We start from the raw sequence: 20,637 nt of genomic DNA on the forward strand, positions 1-20,637 counted from the left end.
GACGGCACCGCTAGGCTATTAGTGCAGCTTCTTCGGCAGCATTTGGCTGCGCAGACGCTTGTGCAGGCGCTTCACAGCAGCGGCCTTCTTACGCTTACGCACAGCCGTCGGCTTTTCGTAGCATTGGCGCTCGCGCAGCTCGGCGATCAAGCCGTTCTTTTCGATGGCACGACGAAAGCGGCGGATCGCCACTTCGAACGGCTCGTTTTCCTTCAGAAGAATGGTCGTCATGGATTTCCCAAAGTTACGTTCAAATGCGTAGCGCGCTTTCGCGCACGCGCCGGTCCGGCGGCTATCGCCGCCATGCCGCACATCGTCTGATGCGCGGAGCGGCCATCGAAACGGCCGGACAGGCCTGAAAAGAGAGAGCGGAGAGTTCACCGCGCACGCCGGCCGGCGCATGTGGCCGACGCCGCGTTTGGCTGCCGGAGCTGAACCTGCCTGTTGCCAATACCACTCGCGAAGCACCGCGAGCCCGTCGCGAGGCGGCCATACACATACAAGCGTAGACCGAACCGGAGCGACGAAAGGCGGCAGATCTCAAATGAAAACGGCAGCGATCTCAATTCGACCCGCGATGATATCAGAGAATCGCGAGGCGAACCACCCCCTCGTTCGCGACGCGATACGATCGCGAAACCGAACCGTCCCGGCGCGTTCGCTCCTCGCTGATGTCCCTTTATGCAGGCTTCAGGGTCGATTCCCAACACGTTTCGCAGTCCTTCTTCGAATGACCGAGCGTTCCCCGCCCACACTTTTCGAAGCGATTTCGCAAACGTTTAGTTTTCTTTGAAGCCTTATTCAGCAAGGCGCTCAGCCCAATTTCGACTTCAAAACACACGAATTCGTCGTTCGCTCCCTAAAGTTTTTTCCAACCCTCGCCGACAACCAGGACAGGCGGGCAGCGCCACTCGCGAAAGCGCGACGCCGAACCCCGAACCAGCCAAGTCCCTGGATCAGTTTTTCCCAAACGAGGAAGCAAAATGCTGAACATCAACACCAACATTCTGTCGCTGCAGACGCAAACGAACCTCGAAGGCTCGCAAGGCGCCCTGTCGCAAGCCATCAACCGCCTCTCGTCGGGCAAGCGCATCAACACCGCTGCCGACGACGCTGCCGGCCTCGCAATCGCCACGACGCAAACGGCGTCGATCAACGCGCTGAACCAAGGCGTGGCGAACGCAAACGACGGTATCTCGATGGTTCAAACGGCCGCCGGCGCGATCTCGTCGACGGTTGCCAACTTGCAACGTATCCGCCAGCTGGCAGTTGAGTCGGGCGACGGCTCGCTCGGCACGGCCGCTCAAGCGAACCTGCAAACGGAAGTTTCGACGCGTCTGACGGAAATTAACCGCGTCGAAGCGCAAACGACGTTCAACGGTCAAGCCGTTCTCGGCGGCCTGGGCAGCGTGAACTTCCAAGTTGGCGCGAGCGCCAACCAAACGCTGACGGCCAACTTCGGCACGACGTCGTGGACGACGACGGGTCTGGGCGTGTCGGGCGTGGACATCTCGACGACGTCGGGCGCGCAAAACGCGATCACGGCAATCGACGCAGCGCTGTCGCAAGTGAACAACTTCCAAGCAACGCTCGGCGCAACGCAAAACACGTTCTCGGCTGCGATCACGAACACGCAAACGGAATCGACGAACCTGTCGGCTGCTCAGTCGCAAATCGTCGACGCCAACTTCGCGCAAGAAACGGCCAACCTGTCGAAGGCGCAAGTGCTGCAACAAGCCGGTATCTCGGTGCTCGCGCAAGCGAACTCGCTGCCGCAACAAGTGCTCAAGCTCCTCCAGTAATAGGTTTGAGCCACGCACGGCGAGGTGCTGTTCGATCTCGCCGCGCGGCCGGGCCCGCAGGAAGGCTTTATCTCGCATGGGTCCGGCAACACGATGCGAACGCAGCGGGAGGCATGCCTCCCGCTACGCATTGGTAGTGAGCCGTCGATCGACGGCATTTATCGGATTCATCTTTCCGCGGCAATAGACGGAGCCTCGCATGAGCACAGTAAGCGGCACCAGTTCGGTCCTTCAGCAAGCAGCACAGTCCATTCTGAGCGGCGTGACGAACTCGCAGCTCGACGTGAACACGCTGGTTTCAGCGCTCGTGACGGGAGCGACCGCCGCGCAAGCCCAAACCATCGCAATCGCAGCGAACAGCGACAGCACGCAGTTGTCCGCGCTCGGCTCGATGCAATCGTCGATGTCCAATTTGCTCAGTTCGCTGGGCGGCCTCGCCGACGGCAGCGCCTTCACGCAACTCGCCGCCACCATGAGCGGCTCGGGCATCACGGCCACGACCTCGACCGGTGCGGCCGCGGGCTCGTATTCGGTCAGCGTGCAGCAGATCGCCACCGCCAACCAAATTTCGTCCAAAGCCTATGCGAGCGGCGCCACGCTAGGCACCGGCAACCTGAACATCGGCGTCGGCTCGAGCACGATGACGATCGCGTTGACGTCGTCGAACAACACGCTCGCCGGCATCGCTTCGGCGATCAACAGCGCATCGAATAACCCCGGCGTAACGGCTTCCGTCGTGACGGCCACAGACGGCCAGCACTTGGTGCTCACCTCGACGCAAACGGGCGCGGCCAACACCGTCGCGGTCACCGCCGACCCGACCGTCGACACGGGCATGGCCACGGCCAACTTCACTCAAGTGACGGCCGCTCAAGACGCCAAGCTCACGATCAGCGGCAACGCGGTCACGAGCGCCAGCAACAACGTGACGTCGGCTTTGTCGGGCGTTACGCTGAGCCTCACGTCGGCCGCCGTCGGCACGACGCAGAATCTATCCGTCGCAACGAACACGTCGGCGATCACCACGACGCTGCAGAACTTCACCACCGCCTACAATGCGTGGGTCTCGACGGTGAAGTCGCTGTCCTCGTACGACTCCACGTCGCACGCCGCCGGCCCGCTGCTCGGCGATGCGATGCTGAACTCGGCCGTCAACGGGATCGCCTCGATCATGGCGAGCGGCGTGACCGTCGGCGGTACGACGTACAGCCTCGCGCAGCTCGGCGTGAACTTGAAGGACGACGGCACGGTCAGCCTGGACTCGTCGGCCCTGCAATCGACGCTCGCCTCGTCCCCCTCGATGGTGTCGAACACGTTCAACAGCACGAACGGCATCGGCGAGCAATTGAGCTCGTTCATCAGCTCGTACACCAGCGCCGTGACGGGTCAGATCGCGCAGCGCAACACCACGTTGCAATCGGACCTCACGGCTCAGCAGCAAGCGCAATCGAGCTTGGCCACTTATCAAGCGAATCTGACGTCGCAGTATCAGGCCGAGTTCACGCGGCTCAATGCGATCATGTCCCAGACGCAAAGCAATACGACTTATCTGAATCAGTTGTTCGGCGGCAACGGCAGTGCCGGCACGCTGAACAAGTCGTCGTAATCGAAGTATTGGAAATAGGAGTTCGCCGCCATGTCGAACGAATCTCTCGCGCGCGCCTACGAAATGACGCGTACGCTCCTCGCCGCGCTCGATGCGGGCGACTTCGCGTTTGCCGCCGATCTGGCCGAGGAACGCTCGCCGCTTTTGATGTCGCTCGAGCGCGAGCAGACGGACGAAGACCTGGCGATGATTCACGAGATCATGGCGCTGAACGAATCGATCGTAAGTAAAGCGTCGGCTGCACGCGACGCGGTTGCCGCAACCCATACGGATGCGCGCGAGCGCGTGTCCGCGGCGCGCGAATATCTTGCGGCCGGGCGGATGCGTTAAACCGCTGTACGAGATAACGAAGAACAACCGCATGCAGCAGGTGCGGTGCGTCATGCTCCAAGCCGCAGCAATGCGGCTTTATTTTTTTAGCGAACCCTTTCCCGTGCGCGACACGCATGCCATCGATGCGGTAGCGGCCGAACTAGGCGGTAAACGTCGCACTGTTCGAGCCATGCCGCGCAGGCACGGGCGGGCACACTGTCTACTCGCCGCCGTGCGTCCGCGTGGCTCGCGGCTCGCACAAGCTGCGCCACGTACAATCGATCGAGACTGATTCATGCACTTTCCGTCAAGCCCCCTTGCCGGCCCCCGCCGCGTCGAAATTCGTCAGATCTTCTACTCGGAGGAGACGCGAGCGCAACTCGATCCCGGCTTCATCCCGCTCGACAATTGCGGCGGACGGCCGGACTGGCGCGAGTATTGGCCGATGCGCAACTTCTTGCAGAAGCACACGCTCGACGAAAACACGCTCTACGGCTTCTTTTCCCCGAAGTTCGGCAAGAAGACCACGCTCGATTCGAAGGCGGTAAACGAATTCATCGCCAGCGTGCCGCGTGACGTCGACGTTATCGGCTTCTCTCCGTTCTTCGATCAAGGCGCCGTGCATTTGAATGCGTTCGAGCAGGCCGCGATCAATCACACGAACAGTTGGCCCGTGTTCGAGCAAGCGGTCGCCTTCGTCGCGCCGGGCATCGATCCGCACAACGCCGTGATGGATTCGAGGCACATCATCTTTTGCAACTACTTCGTGGCGACACCGCCGTTTTGGCGGCGTTGGCTAGCGGTCAACGAAGTCTTGTTCTCGGTGGCGGAAGCGGGCACGAGCGCGCTCGCGCAATTGCTCAACGGCTCCATCCCGTACGGGCATGGATTCGTTCCGGCCAAGGTATTCGTCCAAGAGCGCGTCGTCTCGCTGCTGCTACTCGGCGAGCGGCACTGGCGCGTACGACATTTCGATCCGATGCGTCTACCGATGTCGGGCTCGATCATCAGCCCCTATCCGGCGGATCTACTCGTGCTCGATGCGTTGAAGACCGCCGCGATCGAACACGGCAGTCAAAACTACTTGAAAATTTTCCAGCAAGTGCGCAATACGCTGATGGATACGGCGAGGCGAGCGAACGGGTTAGCGTAGTAGGCCGCGCTTTTGAAGGCCGGCCTCAGTGCGCGCGCCACATCGCAGCGAACTGCGCTTCGAGCGTCCGCGCGAACCGCTCGGGCGTGCACAGCGCCGAGGCCAACACCCGTTCCCGCAACCCGCCACGTAACGCCGCCAACGCCGCGCGATCGCTCGCGAACGCGACCGCCTTCGCCACGTAGTCGTCATCGTCGCGCGCAATCCAGTCGCCGAGGTCGACGCTTTGCACCACGCTCTCGCACAAGTGGCCCAGGAAACGATCGCCGTGGCGGCACAGCACCGGCACGCCCATCCACAGACTTTCAGCGGTCGTCGTGCCACCGGGATACGGGAACGGGCTCAACGAAATATCGACGCGGTTGTATGCCGCCAGGTATTCATCGCGCGACGAAGGCCCCTCTAACGACAACCGGTCGGCGGCCACCCCGTGCGCCCCGAAGCGCGCGACGATCGCAGTACGCTGCGCTTCATCGGCCAGTTGCTGGGCCTTCAAAAAGAGCCGTGCGCCCGGCAGCGCGCTCAAAATGCGCGACCATGCGGCCACGACGCGATCGTTGACCTTCACGAGGTCGCTGAAGCAACCGAACGTCAGCGGCCGAACCGGGTCTGCCGTATCGATCGGCACGGCCGGCTCGGGCGGAGTAAAGCACAGGTAGCCGTGCGGTAGACGCCATGGCCGCTCGATGAAGTGCGCCGCTTCTTCTTGCGGCAACACCCATTCGTCGCCGAGCACGTAGTCGATGGCCGACAGCCCCGTCGATGCGAAATAGCCGATCCAACTGACCTGCACCGGCGCCGGCTTCCAAGCGAAGACCGGCAAGCGGTTGGCATCGGTATGCCCCGACATGTCGAACAAGATATGCACGCCATCGTTCCGGATCATCGTGGCCGCGGCTTCGTCCGTGAGCCCGACCAAGCTGCGCCACGCCGTGAAACGCGGCTTGAGCCGCTGTGTCAGCGCATCTTCGTAAGGACGTGTCGAATAGGCGACGAGCCGCACGCGCGACGGATCCAGATGCGCGAGCACGCTTTCGAGGAAGAAGCCGACCGGGTGCGTACGGAAATCGCCCGAGACGAAGCCGATGCGCAGCGGGGCGCCGGGCATTCTGTCCACGAGCCAATTCTTGAAGGGCCGGGCCGACTGACTCGCGACTTCGCCGAACGCGAGCGCCTCGTCCAAGTACTCCTTCGGCGCGACGTCTTGGGCGAAACTCAGCGTGAACAGCAGATTGCTCCAGGCTTCGCCCCACGCCGGCCTCAATGCGATCGCGCGCCGGAACGCTTCGATGGCCGCTTTGTGCTCACCCGTCTCGCGCAGCACGATGCCGAGATTGAGCGCGACCTGCGGCTCTTGCGGCAACAAGCGTTGAGCCTCGACGTAGCAAGCCGCCGCCTCGGCGAGCTTGCGTTGCGTCTTCAGCGCGTTGCCGAGGTTGTTGTATGCCTCGCCGAACATCGGTTGCAGTGCGATGGCGCGCCGGCAATGCGTTTCGGCCGCCTGTGCGTCACCAAGCTCGCGCAGCACGTTGCCGAGGTTGCTATGCGCTTCGGCGAACTGCGCATTGATCTGCACAGCCTTGCCGAAACTGCTCGCGGCCGCGGCCGGTAGACGCATGTGCAGCAACGCCATGCCCAAATCGTTGTGCGCGCGGAAATGATTCGGATCGAGCGCCAGTGCCTGCTCGTAGCTTTCCACCGCGGCCTCGAGCTTGCCCCAACTGCGTAGCGCGTTGCCCAAGTTGTCGAAGTACGCTGCTTGCGGGCTGATCTCGATCGCTCGACCGATCAAATCGAGCGCATCGGCGTGGCGCTGCTCTTGCATCGCGATTACGCCAAGCAGATGCAACGCATCGGCATGACGAGGCATGCGGGCGAGCGCCGCTTCATAGCGGGCACGCGCCTCTTGCAAACGGCCACCGCGATGGTGGACGAGCCCGTCCTCGACGAGCGCGAACGCGGCCCGATCAGTCGCGGTCATTGCTCGAACTCCTTCGTTTTCGTTTGCCACATCTGTTCGATTGCCATCATCCAATGGGCGGCGAAGCGTGGTGCGTCGGTGAGCGGCGAGCGCTCCACACGATCGCGCAACTGAGCGCGCAAAGTCGCAAGCGCAGGCAGATCCGCCGCCGCCGCGATCGCGCGCGCGACATAATCTTCTGTGTCGGCCGCGATCCACTGCGTGAGCCCCACCGTCTTCGCGACGAGCTCACCCAAATGCGAGAGGAAACGATCGCCGCGCCGCGTCAGTGCGGGTACGCCCATCCAGAGCCCCTCTACGCTCGTCGTACCGCCCGGATAGGGGAACGGATCGAGCGCCATGTCCACGCGTCCGTAGGTGGCGAAATACTGCTCGCGCGAAGACGGTCCTTCGAGCATCAAGCGTGTCTCGTCGATGCCGTGCGCGGCGAAGCGGGCATACGTATCGCGCAGGATCGAAGGCTCGGCCAACTGGTGGTTCTTCAGCAGCAGCCGGGATCGAGGCACCGCATGCAAAATGCGCGCCCAGGCCGCGAATACGCCATCGTTGAGCTTCTTGTGATTGTTCAAGCAACCGAACGTGACATAGCCGTTCGCGAGCGCGGGCAACGGGGCCACCGCCACAGGCTCCGCCGGCAACGTGAAGCACAGATAGCTATCGGGCAATCGCCAGAGACGTTCGGTATATTGCCCTTCCTCTCCAGCCGGCACGACATGCGGATCGGCCAACAAGAAATCGATCTCGGCGAGGCCCGTCGTCGCGAAGTATCCGAGCCAACTCACCTGCAACGGCGCGGGCCGCCACGCGAACATCGGCAGCCGGTTGCGGCCCGTGTGTCCGGACAGATCGATCAGCACGTCGATACGATCGTCATGGATACGTTTTGCAAGCGCTTCGTCGTCCATCTCCGCCACGTGACGCCAGAGTGCGAAGCGCGGCTTGATGCGCGCCGTCAACTCGTCGCTGTGGACGGCGTTCGAATACGCGATCGGCTCGATGCGCGCGCGATCGAAACGCGCCAACACCGATTCGAAAAAGTAGCCGACGGGATGCTTGCGCAGATCGGCCGAGACGAAGCCTACACGCAACGGCCGCCCGGTCAACGGGCGATCGCGCAACGCAGACCATTGCGTAAAGGGCGTGGCGCGGGCACGCATGCGTTCGCCGAAGTAACGGGCGTCGGCCAGGTGCGTACTCGCCGACCAGTTCGAAGCGTACGATTGCCCGAACAGCACGCAGGTGTGCGATTCACCGAATTCGGGATCGAGCGCGAGCGCGTCGCGATAGCACTGCAGCGCGGCGTCGGGCTGACCGAGGTCGGCGAGGATCGTGCCGAGATTGTTGTGGAACGACGGCATATCGCCGCGCAACTCGATCGCGCGCCGCGCATAGCCGAGGGCGCGTTCGGGCGCGCCCAGACGCCGCAGCGCATTGGCCAGGTTGTGATAGGCGTCGGCGAACTCGGGCTCGAGGGCGATCGCGCGCTCGTAACACGGCACTGCTTCGGGTACGCGCGCAGCGCCGTTCAACGCGTTGCCGAGCGTGTTGTATGCATGCGCCGATTCCGGCGTGAGTTCGACAACGCGTCGATAGGCATCGATTGCGCCGGCGATATCGCCCCGATGCATGAGCAGCCCGGCGAGCTTGTCCTGCGCGGCCGCCAGTTGCGGCGCGAGCGCCACGGCATCGCGCAAACATTCGAGCGCCGCGTCGCCGTGCCCTTTCGTCTGCAGCACCACCGCTAGGTTCAAATGCGCCTCGACGAACGTACGTTTGGTGGCGATCGCTTTACCGTAGGCGGCGATCGCGGCGTCGAGTTCGCCCAGATCCTTCAGCGCGTTACCCAAGTTATTGAACGCCTCGGCATAGCCTGGCCTCAATTCGATGGCGCGCGCGCAACTCGCGAGCGCGGCGGCGGCATCGCCGGTCTCGCGCAGCGCATTGCCGAGGTTGTTGTGCGCATCGGCGTAATCGGCCTTGAGTTCGACTGCGCGACGGTAAGCGGCCACGGCATCGTCGAGCTTGCGCGCGTCGCGTAGCGCATTGCCGAGGTTGTTGTAGTAGATCGGGCTCGCATGCGCCGCGATCGACTCGCGCATCAAGGCGATGCCGGCCTCGCCCTGACCGATCTGGCAAGCGAGCAAACCCATGAAATGCAAGGCGTCGGGGTGCTTCGGCTGAGCCGACAGAATGCGCGCATAAAGCGTCTTCGCATCGGCAAGACGGCCCGCTTGATGGTGTGCCAATGCCTTGTTCAGCAGTTGGGCGGTGTCTTGCATGTTCGATCCGGTCATGGGAAAAAAGCGGCAATGCGCGCTAGCGCGTCGTCATGCCTTGGCCACGCTCGGCGTCCGAGCCAAGCGCGCGATGCCGTCACGCCACATCGCCTCGAAAGCCGCTTCCAAGTGACGCGCATAGCGAGCCGCGTCGCACAGCGGCGAGACGAGCAACGAGGTGCGCGACTCGCGGCGAAGCGCGGCAAGGCGCGGCGCATCGGCCGCGAAGGCGACGGCCTTGGCGACGTAGTCCTCGTCGTCCCTGGCGATCCAATCGGCCAAGCCCGCCGAATGCAGCATGCTCGTGCAGATATTCGACAAGAACCGATCGCCTTGGCGGCACAGCACCGGAACGCCCATCCACAGCCCTTCGACGCTGGTCGTGCCGCCCGGGTACGGAAACGGGCTCAATGCGATATCGACCCGGTTGTACGCCGCGAAATACTCGCCGCGCGGCGAGCGGCCCTCGAGGATCAGGCGCGACGGATCGATGCCTCGCGCGGCGAAACGCTTGCGCGTGGCTCCGCATGTCGGCGCGTCATCGAGTTGTTTCGCTTTGAGGAACAAGCGCGAGCGGGGCACCGCGTGGAGGACGCGCGCCCAGACATCGACGACGCGATCGTTCATCTTCATCAGATGATTGAAGCAGCCGAACGTCACGAGGCCTTCGCGCTCGAGCGGTAGCGGCCCGACCGCGACCTGCTCGGCCGGCGGCGTGAAGCACAGGTAACTGTCGGGCAACCGCCAGAGCCGCTCGGTGTAATGCGCTTGCGCGTCGGGCGGCAGCACGTAGGGATCGCCGAGCAGGTAATCCATCGCAGGCAAGCCGGTACTCGCGAAATATCCGAGCCAACTCGCCTGTACCGGGGCCGCGCGCCAAGCGAACAGCGGCAGGCGGTTGTAGTTCATGTGCCCCGACAGATCGAGCAGCAAGTCGATACGATCGTCCCGAATGCGATGCGCCGCCTGCTCGTCGCTCATCGAAGAGAGCGGTGTCCAGGCCGAAAAATACGGCTTGATACGCGCGGTCAGCGCATCTTCGAAGCGACGTGTCGGATAGGCCACGAGCTCGATCCGGCGGCGGTCGATATGCGCCAGGAGGCTTTCGAGGAAATGGCCCGTGGGATGGATCTTCAAATCCCCCGAAACGAGCCCGACGCGCAGCGGGCCGTCGCGGCCAGGCGCTGTCGGTGCGAGCCAGTGGCGCCAAGGCTTGGCCCCGGCCGTGGCGATGCGTCCGAATTCCTTGGCTTCGGCGAGATACGCCGCTTGGTCCAAGTCCTCGCGGTAGCTGAGGATGAACAGCAGGTTGCTGCGCGCCTCCAAGAGGTCCGGTTTCAGGGCAATCGCGCGGCGATACGCTGCGATCGCCGCGTCGAGATCGCCGAGATCGACAAGCGCATTCGCGAGGTTGTTGTGGGCTTCGGCGTATTCGGGTTGCAATGCAATGACCGTCTTGAAGCATTCGACGGCCTCGGTGAGACGGCTTTCCTCGCGTAGCAAATTACCCAGATTGTTATGCGCGTGCACATACCCCGGCTTGAGCGCGATGGCTTGCCGAAAGCTCTCCATCGCCGCCGCGCGCATGCCGCGGGCGGCGAGCGCATTGCCTAGGTTGCCGTAGAAGATCTCGCTCTCGCGCCGGGCCAAGGCAGCCATGATGAGTTCGCACGCGGGCGCGTACTCGCCCCGGTGGTAAGCGATGAGACCGAGCAAGTGCAACGCATCGGCATGGCCTGGATCGGCGGCGAGGATCTCGCGATAGATCGCCTCTGCCTCGGCGAAGCGGCCCGCTTGTTGATGGGCAAGGCCGGCTTCGACGGGGGGCGCGGGGCGAACGGGCACGGCCGCCTTTGCGGCAGGGGCCGTGCCGGCGCCGCGTCCGGCCACGATGGGCGGTGTCACGAACCGGATCCCCGTTGGCGCGGACGGCGCTGCCGTCGCGCTCCCGGTGGGCGTCGATTCGCCCCGCTCGTCCGTGCGCCGTCCCAGCTGTTCAACCGGATCGGTGAAAAGACGGCCCATGCTCATTGGCCATACTTGCGCAAATAGCGTTCGTAGCCCGCGCGCCACGGCGGCGTATTGAACGCCCCGGCGCTCTCGTGCACGACGCTGATCGGCCAGGTACCCATCTTCAAGCCCTTCAGTTCGGCTTGGCGGCACAAGTCCATATCGTAGAAATGGAACTCGAACTGTTCGTCGAAGCGCACGCCACTTTCGATCAACCGCTCGCTATCGGCAACGAGCATCAAACCATCGAGCAACTTGCATTCGACGCCCGACGGGCCGAAGTACGAGATTTCGGTGCACGGAAAGCCTTTGCCGTGACCAACGGTACCGCTTAAATATTCGGGGCGGTCCCATTTGAAATCGGGCGTCTCAAAGGCCCAACCCGGTTGCATCGGCGACCGGCGCCGATTGCCCGCCAGCCCGACGACGTCGAATTGCGCCAGCGCTTCGCGAATGCGCGTCATCCAGAAGTGATCGGCGATCCAAACGTCGTCGTGCACGAATACGAGAATGACCGGGCTGGATGCCGCCTGATCGATCGCGGCGTTATACAGCGTGGGCAACCCGGTCGAATTGTTATCGAACAACAGCAATTCGGGCGGTTGCGTGTTGCGCTGGACGGTTAGCGAACGGCCAAGCGCCGTCTCGCGCAGAAATTCCTCCTGAGAATGCCGCGTGGCGCACACGAGCCGGATCGGCCGATCGTCGAGCGAGCGAGCGCGCCGGGACTGCGGCTGGGACTGAGGCTGAGCAGCGGCAACAGCCGGAGCCGCGGCCGGGCGAGCGGCCTGCTCGCCTCCCTGCGCGGCGAGGGTCGAGGTATCGGGTTTGACGAAAAGGAAAAGCGGTTCGTTCGTGTCGACGCCCCAAGCCTGACTGTCGCCCTCGCCGAATACGTCCGAGTGCGGAAAGAGGTCGCCGACGAAGCCGGCCCCGCGAACGTGCTCGGCAACGTCCGCCCCGAACAGGCGCATGCGGTCCGGCTCGCCGAAACAACGCATGGCGAGCGGCATCGACGGCGTGGTCGCGAGTTCGAACGTGTATTTCAGCATCGGCGCATATTGCGTCTGCGCGATTAGATGGCCACCCGGTTTCAGACAACGGTGCAGTTCACCGATCGCTCTGGCCGAGTCTTCCACGCGGTCGAGCACGTGGTTGCAGATGATCAGATCGAAGTAATCGCTCGGAAAATCGAGTCGTTGCGGATCGACGCCATGCTGGCTCGCACCGCTCCTCACCCGTTCGTGCGCCTGATACTCGAGCGGGCCGAGCCGGCGAATGCGCGCCTCGATGGCCTTCTCGGGTGCGATATGAAGGACCCGCATCGCCGGGGCCGCTTCGAGCAATCCCGTCACCGCGATATAAAGCCACAGGTGCCGATCGGAACTACCGCAACCGCATTTCGGGCAGAGGGTGCGCGCGGAATCGAGCGCCGCGATTTCGCCGACCAATCCGGCGGACGGCGCACGGCCGTCCGGCACCCAGCCGTCCACGCCCTGCTCGCAAATGACGCACACCTTCGCCTCCTGAACGGGGACCGCGGTGCCGTCGGATGCGACGGACGGTTGGGCCGTTGGCTCTTGGACGTGGCTCGCTACGATCCCATCCGGCGAGACGGCCACCGGCGCATTCGCATACACCGCCTCCGAGGCCGATTGCGACGCGTCTTGCGCATGCCGCGCCACGCGCGCCGCCACGCTCGAACGCGCATCGGCCCAATCGGCGCGAAAACGCGCGTTGTCGAATAGCGCCTGCGGCGCGCCCGCCGTCAACTCGTCGAGATTGGCCAACAACTGGCGCAGTTCAGGTAGCTCGCCCGCATGGGTCGCATAGTGCCGGCGAAGGCGGTTCGCCACCGTGGCCAGCGATTGTGCATCGAGCACACCCGCCGCCGCTTCGCCCCGCGCGAACAGTTCCCATTCGTACAGGCCGGCGCTGAAAGTCGGCTTCGACTGCGGGTTCGCTTGCTCCGGATGTTGGCGCAGCATGCTCCAATAGCCGCCGGCAACGACCAGCGGGCCGTGTTGCGCAAGATTCAAATACGTTGCGACGTCGGCGAGATAATCGAGCGGCAGCGAGCGATACGAGAATAAGTCGGCACTCGTCGCTCGTTCGCGGTCGATTAGGACGTTGCTCAGTTCGCCGACGAAATTGTCCAGTTGCCCGACCATCTCGCTCACGAGTAACGAGCGTTCGATCAGCGCCCGCTCGCCAACCTTCGCAATCAGGGGCGGCGCATGGACGACCTCGTCGTTCTCGTTGACGAACACCCGCGCATGAAATGCGAGCGCCGATTCCGGATGAGCGCGCAGCGCATCGACCAGCAACTCGACCGAGGCCGGCATCAGCATGTCGTCTTCGGCCAGCCATTTGACGTACTTGCCGCTCGCACGCTGCCACAGCGCCTCGGCGTTGCGGCGAGCGTCCTCGAAACCGGTATGGATGTACTGCACGCGCGGGTCGTCCAACCCTTCGACGATCGGCTGCAACGCGGCGTCGATGGTATCGTCTCCGACTAGGATTTCGATATCGTCGAACGTTTGCTGCCGCGCGCTGACCAGCGCGCGGCCAAGATACTCGGCTCGACGCGCCGCGATCAGAATACTAACGGTTGCCATGAGATCGAATTGTTCCTTCTGCTGACTGAGCACTGCTCGAAACGAGCGGCTGGGAGCGCCCCGGTAACGAACGGGCCGCCATCCCGACGCGCGGCGCGCATGCGAAATTCTCGACTTCGCCAGCTTAGCGGCATGCCCGCAAGCCCAATCGACGGAACAGCGCACCGTTTTCGCGTCTTTTTGTGCGATCGCGTGCCGGCCGGGCGGGATGACAGGAATTAGACAGGGATCGGGGCTCTGTTTCTCCGATTGCCCCCTCGCCGACGATGCTAAATTGCTTCGATACGCTACGGCCCGAATGCCGCGCGACATCGCCCCACCGCACCGGTGTGCTCGGCGTGCCGCGCCCCGGGCCGGGCCCGGCTGCCTCGCTATGAGCGCTGCAACGTGAAATTCAATTGGAGCTAGACAACTTCATGGCCACCGTCAGCATTTTGATTCCGGCTCATCGCCCGCAATTCGTGGCGGAGGCGATCGCCAGCGCGCTTGCTCAAACTTTCGCGGATATCGAAGTCCTCGTTGGCGACAATACGTCGAACGGCGCGCTCGAGCCGATCGTGCGCCAATTCGAAAGCCCGAAGCTGAAGTACTTCCACCACGGTTTCGACAACGGTGGCGATAACGCGCGCGCGCTGTGGGCGAAAGCGAGCGGGAAGTACGTGAAGTGGCTGTATTACGACGACGTGCTCATGCCGACGTCGGTGGAAAAGCTCGTACAGGCCATGCAGACTTACCCGCAGGCGTTGATGGCATTTCACGAGCGCGCCTTGATCGATGCGACGGGAGCCGTCGTGCAGACGCCACCGCATCTGTTGAACGACGGCCAAATCGGGCTCATGGACCGCGATTTCCTCGTACGGGGCATGATCGCGAACATGCACAATTTCGTCGGCGAACCGAGCTTCATCATGCTGGACAAAAGCCGTATCGATTTGGACGACATGAGCTTTTACAAGGGTCACGCGCTCGAGTTTCTCGGCGATGTCGGCGCGTACCTCGCGGTCGCCGAGCGAGGCCCGATCGCCGTCGTCGGCGGCTATCTGGGCGGATTCAGGAAGCACGGCGCGCAGGAGTCCGCGACGGAAAGCCCGATTTTCTCGATGGGACTGGTGGAGTGGGAGCTCTTTTTGCGCGGCGAGGCGGCGGACGGTAGATTCTCCGTCAAAGAAATTCTCACGGCGAAGCAACGCCTCGAACAGCTCTACACCGGCTTCGCGCCCCGCCTTCCGGAGCTTCATGCTTTTATCGAAGGCCTCGCCGAGCTCATCGACGAACCGGTCCATACGCTTCACGCGTCACCGCGATTCCAGGCGAATCTGGCCCAGGTCAGCGCCGTCGTGAAGACGCGCGTCGCCGCGGCCCGGGTCGCACGCGCCGCAATCGCCGCTTGATCGTGCATAGACCGATAGCGCTCGAACGGCACTGCGATCGGCCTATCTTGGGCGCGCCGCCCCCGGTATGACGCTTAGGGTGGCAAAGCCACGAACTCGATGACTGCCACTTCGATACCCGGCGATACTCCCCTCGCACTCGCCGAAGCCGAACGAGCCTACAAACAAGCCCTGACGCTTCACCCGCAGGACGCCGAGGCGCTCGGCAATCTCGGTCGCATATTTCGCGCTCAGCAGCGGCTGCCCGAAGCCGCGCTCGCCTTGCATCTCGCCATCACGATCGAGCCGCACGATGTCCAGGCGCGCGTCGAACTCGCCTTGGTGTTGGCCGATTTAGGCCGCTTGTCCGAAGCCGAGGCAACGCTGCGCGCCGCGATCGCCGAGCGCCCGGATCACGCCGACGCCCATTTCAACCTGGGTCTCGTACTGGAAAACACCGCGCGTCTTGCCGAGGCCGAAGCCGCTTACCGCAAGGCGCTCCAACTGCGCCCCGGCGCGGTCGCTGTCTACAACAACCTCGGCAATGTCCTGCAGCGAACGGGCCGGGCACAGGAAGCGGTCGACGTCTACCGGCACGCTTTGTCGCTCAACCCTGACGTGCCCCCGAGCCACTACAACCTCGCGACCGCGCTGCGCGCGCTCGATGAGCCCTACGAAGCCGAACCGCATTACCGGCGCGCCCTCGATTTGCAACCCGATTACTTCGATGCGCGGTTCGGTCTCGGCACCTTGCTGTTGAGCCTCGGCAAGTTCGAAGAGGGCTGGCCTCTGTTCGAATCGCGCTACGCGCTGCCTCGCTTTCTTCATCACAGGACGAAAGCTGCGTTACCCCTTGTCCAGTGGCAAGGCGAATCGCTCGTGGGCCGCTCGCTGCTCGTCTGGCAAGAAGACGGACTGGGCGACGTGATCCAATTCGGCCGCTACCTGCCGCTGCTCAAAGCCGCGGGGGCCAAGCGGATCGACATGGTATGCGCGGCATCCCTACATCGGCTATTCGCGCAGGTCGACGGCCTCGACGCATTGCTCACGCATGACGAGGCTCAGTCAAAATTCGACGACTACGATTGCTGGACGAGCTTGCTCAGTGCGCCCACGCATCTCAGCACGACGCTCGATACGATTCCGAGCGCGGACTATTTGAAAGTCGATACGGCGAGAGCGGCCTATTGGCGCGAAAGACTTGCGAACGCCTTGCCGCCCGGGCCTCGGATCGGACTCGTATGGAGAGGTAATCCGCGCCACCACAACGACGCGCATCGTTCCCTGGCGTCGCTAGCGCAGCTACTTCCGCTCTGGAGTATCCCGGGCGCTTCGTTCGTGAGCCTGCAAAAAGGGCAAGACGAAGACGAAGCGCAAAGGCCGCAGGCTTTTCAGCCGGTGCTCGCGCTTGGACATGAGTTGAGCGACTTCGCCGATACCGCGGCATTGATCTCCCAACTCGACCTCGTTGCGAGCGTCGATACCTCCACGGCACATCTTGCCGCCTCGATCGGCACCCCGTGCTGGGTGTTGTTGCCGCATCACGATCCCGATTGGCGCTGGCTGCATGGACGCAGCGATTGCCCGTGGTATCCCGGCACGATGCGCGTGTTTCGCCAGCCCCGCGCCGGCAATTGGTCCGCCCCTGTCGAAGCGTTATTGCAAGCAGCCCTGGCGCGATTCGGCCAGGCTTCATAACGATCGAAGACGCCACATAAACTAACGCCGGTGATGGACTTCGCAGCCCGTCACCGGCGTTTGGCATTTCGCGTTAGATATGCGCCCCTCGCTTGAAACGCGGCGGCCATCGTCAACCTATGATCGTTAGGGCTTATTCGATGCGCCGTCCGCCTGCGGCGCCGGCACTGGCACCACCGGCGCAGGCATCGCGATCGGCTTCACCGCATTTTGCAGCGCGGGCGCTGCCGACGCCGCGTCGTTGATCGTCGCCGTGCGGCCGCCGTCGCGATAGAACGCCAATTCGGCCGCGCGGTTCATGACGAGAATGCTGATGCGGCGATTCGTCGGGGCATTGGGATCGTTGCCTTGCAGCGGCTGCACATCGGCAAGACCGCGCACCTGCAACACCTTCTCGATCCGCAACCCGCCCGAGACGAGTGCGCGGCGTGCCGCGTTGGCCCGGTCGGACGACAACTCCCAGTTCGTATAGCCGTCCTCGCTGCCTTGATACTGCACGTCGTCGGTATGCCCGGCGATCGAGATATGGTTCTCGACATCGTTCAGCGCCGAACCGATTTGCGTGAGGATCGTCACCGCATACGGTTGCATCCGTGCACTGCCGGAGGCGAACATCGGCCGGTTTTGCGAATCGACGATTTCGATACGCAGCCCTTCGGTCGTGATCGAGATCCGGATCTGATCCTTGTATGCATTGAGCGCCGGCACGTGCTCGATCAGCGAAGTCAGCTTCTGCTTCAACTGCTGCAGGCGCTGCATTTCATCCGAGGCCAATTGCGGCGTGGTGACCTGCACCGGTGGGTTCGGCTGCGTCATCGCGCCGACGCCCGGACGCGTATCGGCAATGTTCTTGCCCCCGCCTTGCACGATGCTCGACGGCGTCGCGGGACTCGACTCGGTACCGGAAAACAACGCCGACAGCGGCGTATTGAAATACTTCTCGATCCCTTCCTTGTCGTACTTGGAAGTCGAGCCGAGCAGCCACATGAGCAGGAAGAACGCCATCATCGCCGTGACGAAGTCGGCGTACGCGATCTTCCATGCGCCGCCGTGATGGCCTTCGTGGTCGCCTCCGCGCTTGCGGCGCACGACGATGCTCATCGGCCGCTTTTCGGCCGTCTCGCGGGAAAGTCTATCGCCCATCTCGTTCTCGATCGCCGGTTAGGAAGCAGCCGCCGGCTTCGAGACCTTCGTCGCGCGCACCGTGTCGTCGAGTTCTTGGAACGTAGGCCGATCGCTCGTGAAGAGCACCTTGCGGCCGAACTCCACGGCGACCGAAGGCGCATAGCCGCTCAGCGAAGCAAGCAGAACGGCCTTGACGCACTGGAACGGCTTGGCGGCCGCGCGCCCCTTCGCATGCAGCAGATCGGCGAGCGGCCCGATGAATCCGTACGACAGCAAAATGCCGAGGAACGTGCCGACGAGCGCGGCCGCGATCATCTCGCCGAGCACCGCGGGCGGTGCGCCGACCGAGGCCATCGTATGGACGACACCCATCACGGCTGCGACGATCCCGAATGCCGGCAAGCCGTCGGCCATCTTTTGCAGCGCGTTGGCGACAACCGATTCCTCGGCGTGATGCGTCGTCAATTCTTCGTCCATCAGGTCCTGCATTTCGAGGACGTTGATGTTGCCTGTCGACATCATCCGCAAGTAGTCGGTGATGAAGTCGAGCAAATGGTGATCGCCCGCGATGACGGAATACTTCTGAAAGAGCGGACTTTGATCGGGCGCATCGACGTCGGCCTCGAGCGCCATCATCCCTTCCTTGCGCGCCTTTTGCATGAGCTCGTAGAGCAGCGCGATCAACTCCAAGTACTTCGCCTTGTCGTAGCGCGGCCCCTTGAAGCACGCGGGCAGGCTCTTGATCGTCTTTTTCAGCGTGGCGACGGGGTTGGCGACCACGAACGCGCCGAACGCAGCCCCGAAAATACACATCAACTCGAACGGCTGAATCAAGGCGAACAGATGCCCGCCCTCACCGACGAAACTTCCGATCACGGCGCCCAGCACCATGATCCAACCGATTGCGACAAACATGAAACTCTCCAAAAGCGATAGGCCGCACATCACAAGCGCAACGACGCGCGCAGTCGCGACGGACGATCAGTTCGTAGTCCTATCGGTTCGGGTAGCGGAAGACGGCTCGGTAGAGCGTATGACGCAGGACCACTCGCGACGAGGGCTGTTGATGCGGCCTCGTATTCGTTCATGCCTGGCTAACGGCTCGATCTGGCGATAGCTAAAGGGCAACCGATCGTTTTTTAAAAAGGGGACAAGTTGGCGCAAGCAAGGCGATCGGCTAAGCTCGCCGATCGCGTGTCTTCGTTGATTTGAATCAAATTCCCCGGCAGGCTTTGGGGTACATGGGAATCAGTTCGATTTCACCCAGACTCCGCCGTCGCTTGGCACGTTGCCCTGAGTCCACCACTGGGCACAGTACTTCGCGCCTTGGTACATGACGCAACTGCCTCCCGAATAGGCGACCGATGCCGACCAATTCGGTGTGGCGCCGGAGACGAGCTTCCATACCGACGATTGCCCCGGCACGTCACCTTGCGTCCACCATTGCGCTTGATACGTCGAGCCCTGATAGGTCACCTGCATGCCGGCGGTATAGACCTGCGACGCCGACCAAGGCGCGGCCCCCGAACCGCCCGTCCCTCCGCTCGAGCCGCCGCCGTACGAGGGATCTTTCGTCACGCCCGATCCCCAATGATCGGCGAAGCGCTCGAAGATTGAGGCGAATTGGTAGGGCGTCTGCGCTACGCCCGAACAACTCGAGGAGGCCGAGCCGCCAGGCGTTGCGCATGCGACATCGCGCCCGGCCGACCAATTACTGAGGAGTCCGTAATTATTCGCGATGCCGGTATTCGTTACCGTCTGCGCGTCGTCGAGCGTGAAGGTCTCGCCCTGGGTATCGTTGACGCCGATCATCGGTGTCACACCCACCATCTGCCACAGTTGCGCGCTGGTTTTCGTCTGACCGGCGGCCTTGAAGGCCGTATCGAGTTGCGCGTACAGCGACTGGGCCGCTTGTATCGCGGCTTGGCCCATCTCCACGCCCGACGGGCCGTAGTCCATCGCCATGACGTTGACGACGTCGAACGCGGTGTGATTTTGAATCGCCGCGTTGAGCACGTTCATGCCTTCGCCGGTCAAGCCGGAAGCGAGGACCGGAAGCGTGAGCGTCACATGCAGCGTCTTGCCTTTGGCGGCCATTGCCGTCTGCAATTGGGTGACGGCTTGGAAGTTGCGCGCGAGCGCGGCCAGATCGTCCTGCGAGGAGCCTTCGATATCGAAGTCGATATGCGCGAGGCTATAGGTGTCTACGACGGTTTGAAACGCCGCTTGCAGCGAGGGCACGTCGGTGCACGCTTGCATCAGGGGCGTGCCGTTCGCGCCGCCGAACGACACCGCCACCTCGCCGCCCTTCGCCCGATAGTTGGTGATGCCGCCGGAAATCGCGGTCAACAGATCGGAACTGATGCCGGGCCCGATGGCTTGCACGCCGCCCCATGACGGCACGCAGCCGCCCGAGCCGGCCACGACGAACGCGAGCGTGAATTGCTGGATACCTTGCTGCACGCCGATCTTATCGAGGATCGGCGTGGGCCATTCGGTCATATCGACGTACGGTGCGTAGATGTTGCTCGCTTGCGAAGCCATCGCGGCCAGCGAAAAAGCGGTTGCCGCGAGTACCTTCGTGATTGTTCGCTTCATGGGTCTGCCCTCGTTACGTTTGAAGGTGCCGGTCGGCGAGCCGTGCATCCTTCCGCTCGAGTCCGGCGGCGATGAATCGCTCCGTATC

14 protein-coding genes are annotated in these 20,637 nt (G+C 63.1%); 6 read left to right on the forward strand and 8 right to left on the reverse strand.

What is annotated here, in order from left to right; translation table 11 throughout:
* Positions 1-18 precede the first annotated feature (18 nt).
* Positions 19-231 carry a 30S ribosomal protein S21 gene (gene rpsU / locus C0Z18_RS04115; RefSeq protein WP_102644112.1) on the reverse strand — a complete coding sequence of 71 codons (213 nt, stop codon included), beginning with the start codon at positions 229-231 and terminating at the stop codon, positions 19-21.
* Between the two features lie 752 nt (positions 232-983).
* Here rpsU and C0Z18_RS04120 point away from each other — a divergent pair.
* The 4 genes from C0Z18_RS04120 to C0Z18_RS04135 all read left to right on the forward strand — a co-directional run bounded on the left by C0Z18_RS04120 (position 984) and on the right by C0Z18_RS04135 (position 4,873).
* Positions 984-1,802, forward strand: a complete 819-nt coding sequence (locus tag C0Z18_RS04120; RefSeq protein WP_102644113.1) for a flagellin domain-containing protein — start codon at positions 984-986, stop codon at positions 1,800-1,802.
* 199 nt (positions 1,803-2,001) lie between these two features.
* On the forward strand, positions 2,002-3,408 hold the full coding sequence (gene fliD, locus C0Z18_RS04125) for a flagellar filament capping protein FliD (protein WP_102644114.1): 1,407 nt from the start codon (positions 2,002-2,004) through the stop codon (positions 3,406-3,408).
* 30 nt (positions 3,409-3,438) lie between these two features.
* On the forward strand, positions 3,439-3,738 hold the full coding sequence (locus C0Z18_RS04130) for a flagellar protein FliT (RefSeq protein WP_102644115.1): 300 nt from the start codon (positions 3,439-3,441) through the stop codon (positions 3,736-3,738).
* Positions 3,739-4,015: 277 nt separating this feature from the next.
* The gene (locus C0Z18_RS04135; protein WP_102644116.1) at positions 4,016-4,873 is read left to right on the forward strand and encodes a hypothetical protein; all 858 of its coding nucleotides are present in this window, start codon (positions 4,016-4,018) and stop codon (positions 4,871-4,873) included.
* 25 nt (positions 4,874-4,898) lie between these two features.
* Here the strand turns inward: C0Z18_RS04135 and C0Z18_RS04140 are convergent, their stop codons facing one another.
* The 4 genes from C0Z18_RS04140 to C0Z18_RS04155 form a co-directional block, all read right to left on the reverse strand.
* Positions 4,899-6,854, reverse strand: a complete 1,956-nt coding sequence (locus C0Z18_RS04140; RefSeq protein ID WP_102644117.1) for an O-linked N-acetylglucosamine transferase, SPINDLY family protein — start codon at positions 6,852-6,854, stop codon at positions 4,899-4,901.
* The gene (locus tag C0Z18_RS04145; protein ID WP_102644118.1) at positions 6,851-9,133 is read right to left on the reverse strand and encodes a tetratricopeptide repeat protein; all 2,283 of its coding nucleotides are present in this window, start codon (positions 9,131-9,133) and stop codon (positions 6,851-6,853) included. Before C0Z18_RS04145 ends, C0Z18_RS04140 begins: the two co-directional genes overlap by 4 nt.
* Positions 9,134-9,181: 48 nt before the next feature.
* Positions 9,182-10,975 (reverse strand): O-linked N-acetylglucosamine transferase, SPINDLY family protein, encoded by a 1,794-nt coding sequence (locus C0Z18_RS04150; RefSeq protein WP_233217037.1) that lies wholly within the window; start codon positions 10,973-10,975, stop codon positions 9,182-9,184.
* Positions 10,976-11,157: 182 nt separating this feature from the next.
* Positions 11,158-13,758 carry a glycosyltransferase gene (locus tag C0Z18_RS04155; protein ID WP_158244193.1) on the reverse strand — a complete coding sequence of 867 codons (2,601 nt, stop codon included), beginning with the start codon at positions 13,756-13,758 and terminating at the stop codon, positions 11,158-11,160.
* Positions 13,759-14,174: 416 nt separating this feature from the next.
* On the opposite strand from C0Z18_RS04155, the gene C0Z18_RS04160 reads away from it, so the two are divergent.
* Positions 14,175-15,149, forward strand: a complete 975-nt coding sequence (locus C0Z18_RS04160) for a glycosyltransferase family 2 protein (RefSeq protein ID WP_102644121.1) — start codon at positions 14,175-14,177, stop codon at positions 15,147-15,149.
* Positions 15,150-15,248: 99 nt separating this feature from the next.
* Positions 15,249-16,826, forward strand: coding sequence for a tetratricopeptide repeat protein (locus tag C0Z18_RS04165; RefSeq protein WP_102644122.1), 1,578 nt, complete (start codon positions 15,249-15,251; stop codon positions 16,824-16,826).
* Between the two features lie 126 nt (positions 16,827-16,952).
* On the opposite strand, the gene motB is transcribed toward C0Z18_RS04165, so the two are convergent.
* The 3 genes from motB to C0Z18_RS04180 form a co-directional block, all read right to left on the reverse strand.
* Positions 16,953-17,969 (reverse strand): flagellar motor protein MotB, encoded by a 1,017-nt coding sequence (gene motB, locus C0Z18_RS04170; protein ID WP_102644123.1) that lies wholly within the window; start codon positions 17,967-17,969, stop codon positions 16,953-16,955.
* Between the two features lie 18 nt (positions 17,970-17,987).
* Entirely contained in the window at positions 17,988-18,866 is an 879-nt protein-coding gene (motA, locus tag C0Z18_RS04175) for a flagellar motor stator protein MotA (protein WP_102644317.1), read from the reverse strand.
* Between the two features lie 333 nt (positions 18,867-19,199).
* Positions 19,200-20,495 (reverse strand): chitinase, encoded by a 1,296-nt coding sequence (locus C0Z18_RS04180; protein WP_269845291.1) that lies wholly within the window; start codon positions 20,493-20,495, stop codon positions 19,200-19,202.
* Positions 20,496-20,637 lie beyond the last annotated feature (142 nt).

It is taken from the genome of Trinickia dabaoshanensis (assembly GCF_002879885.1).
GTDB lineage: Bacteria > Pseudomonadota > Gammaproteobacteria > Burkholderiales > Burkholderiaceae > Trinickia > Trinickia dabaoshanensis.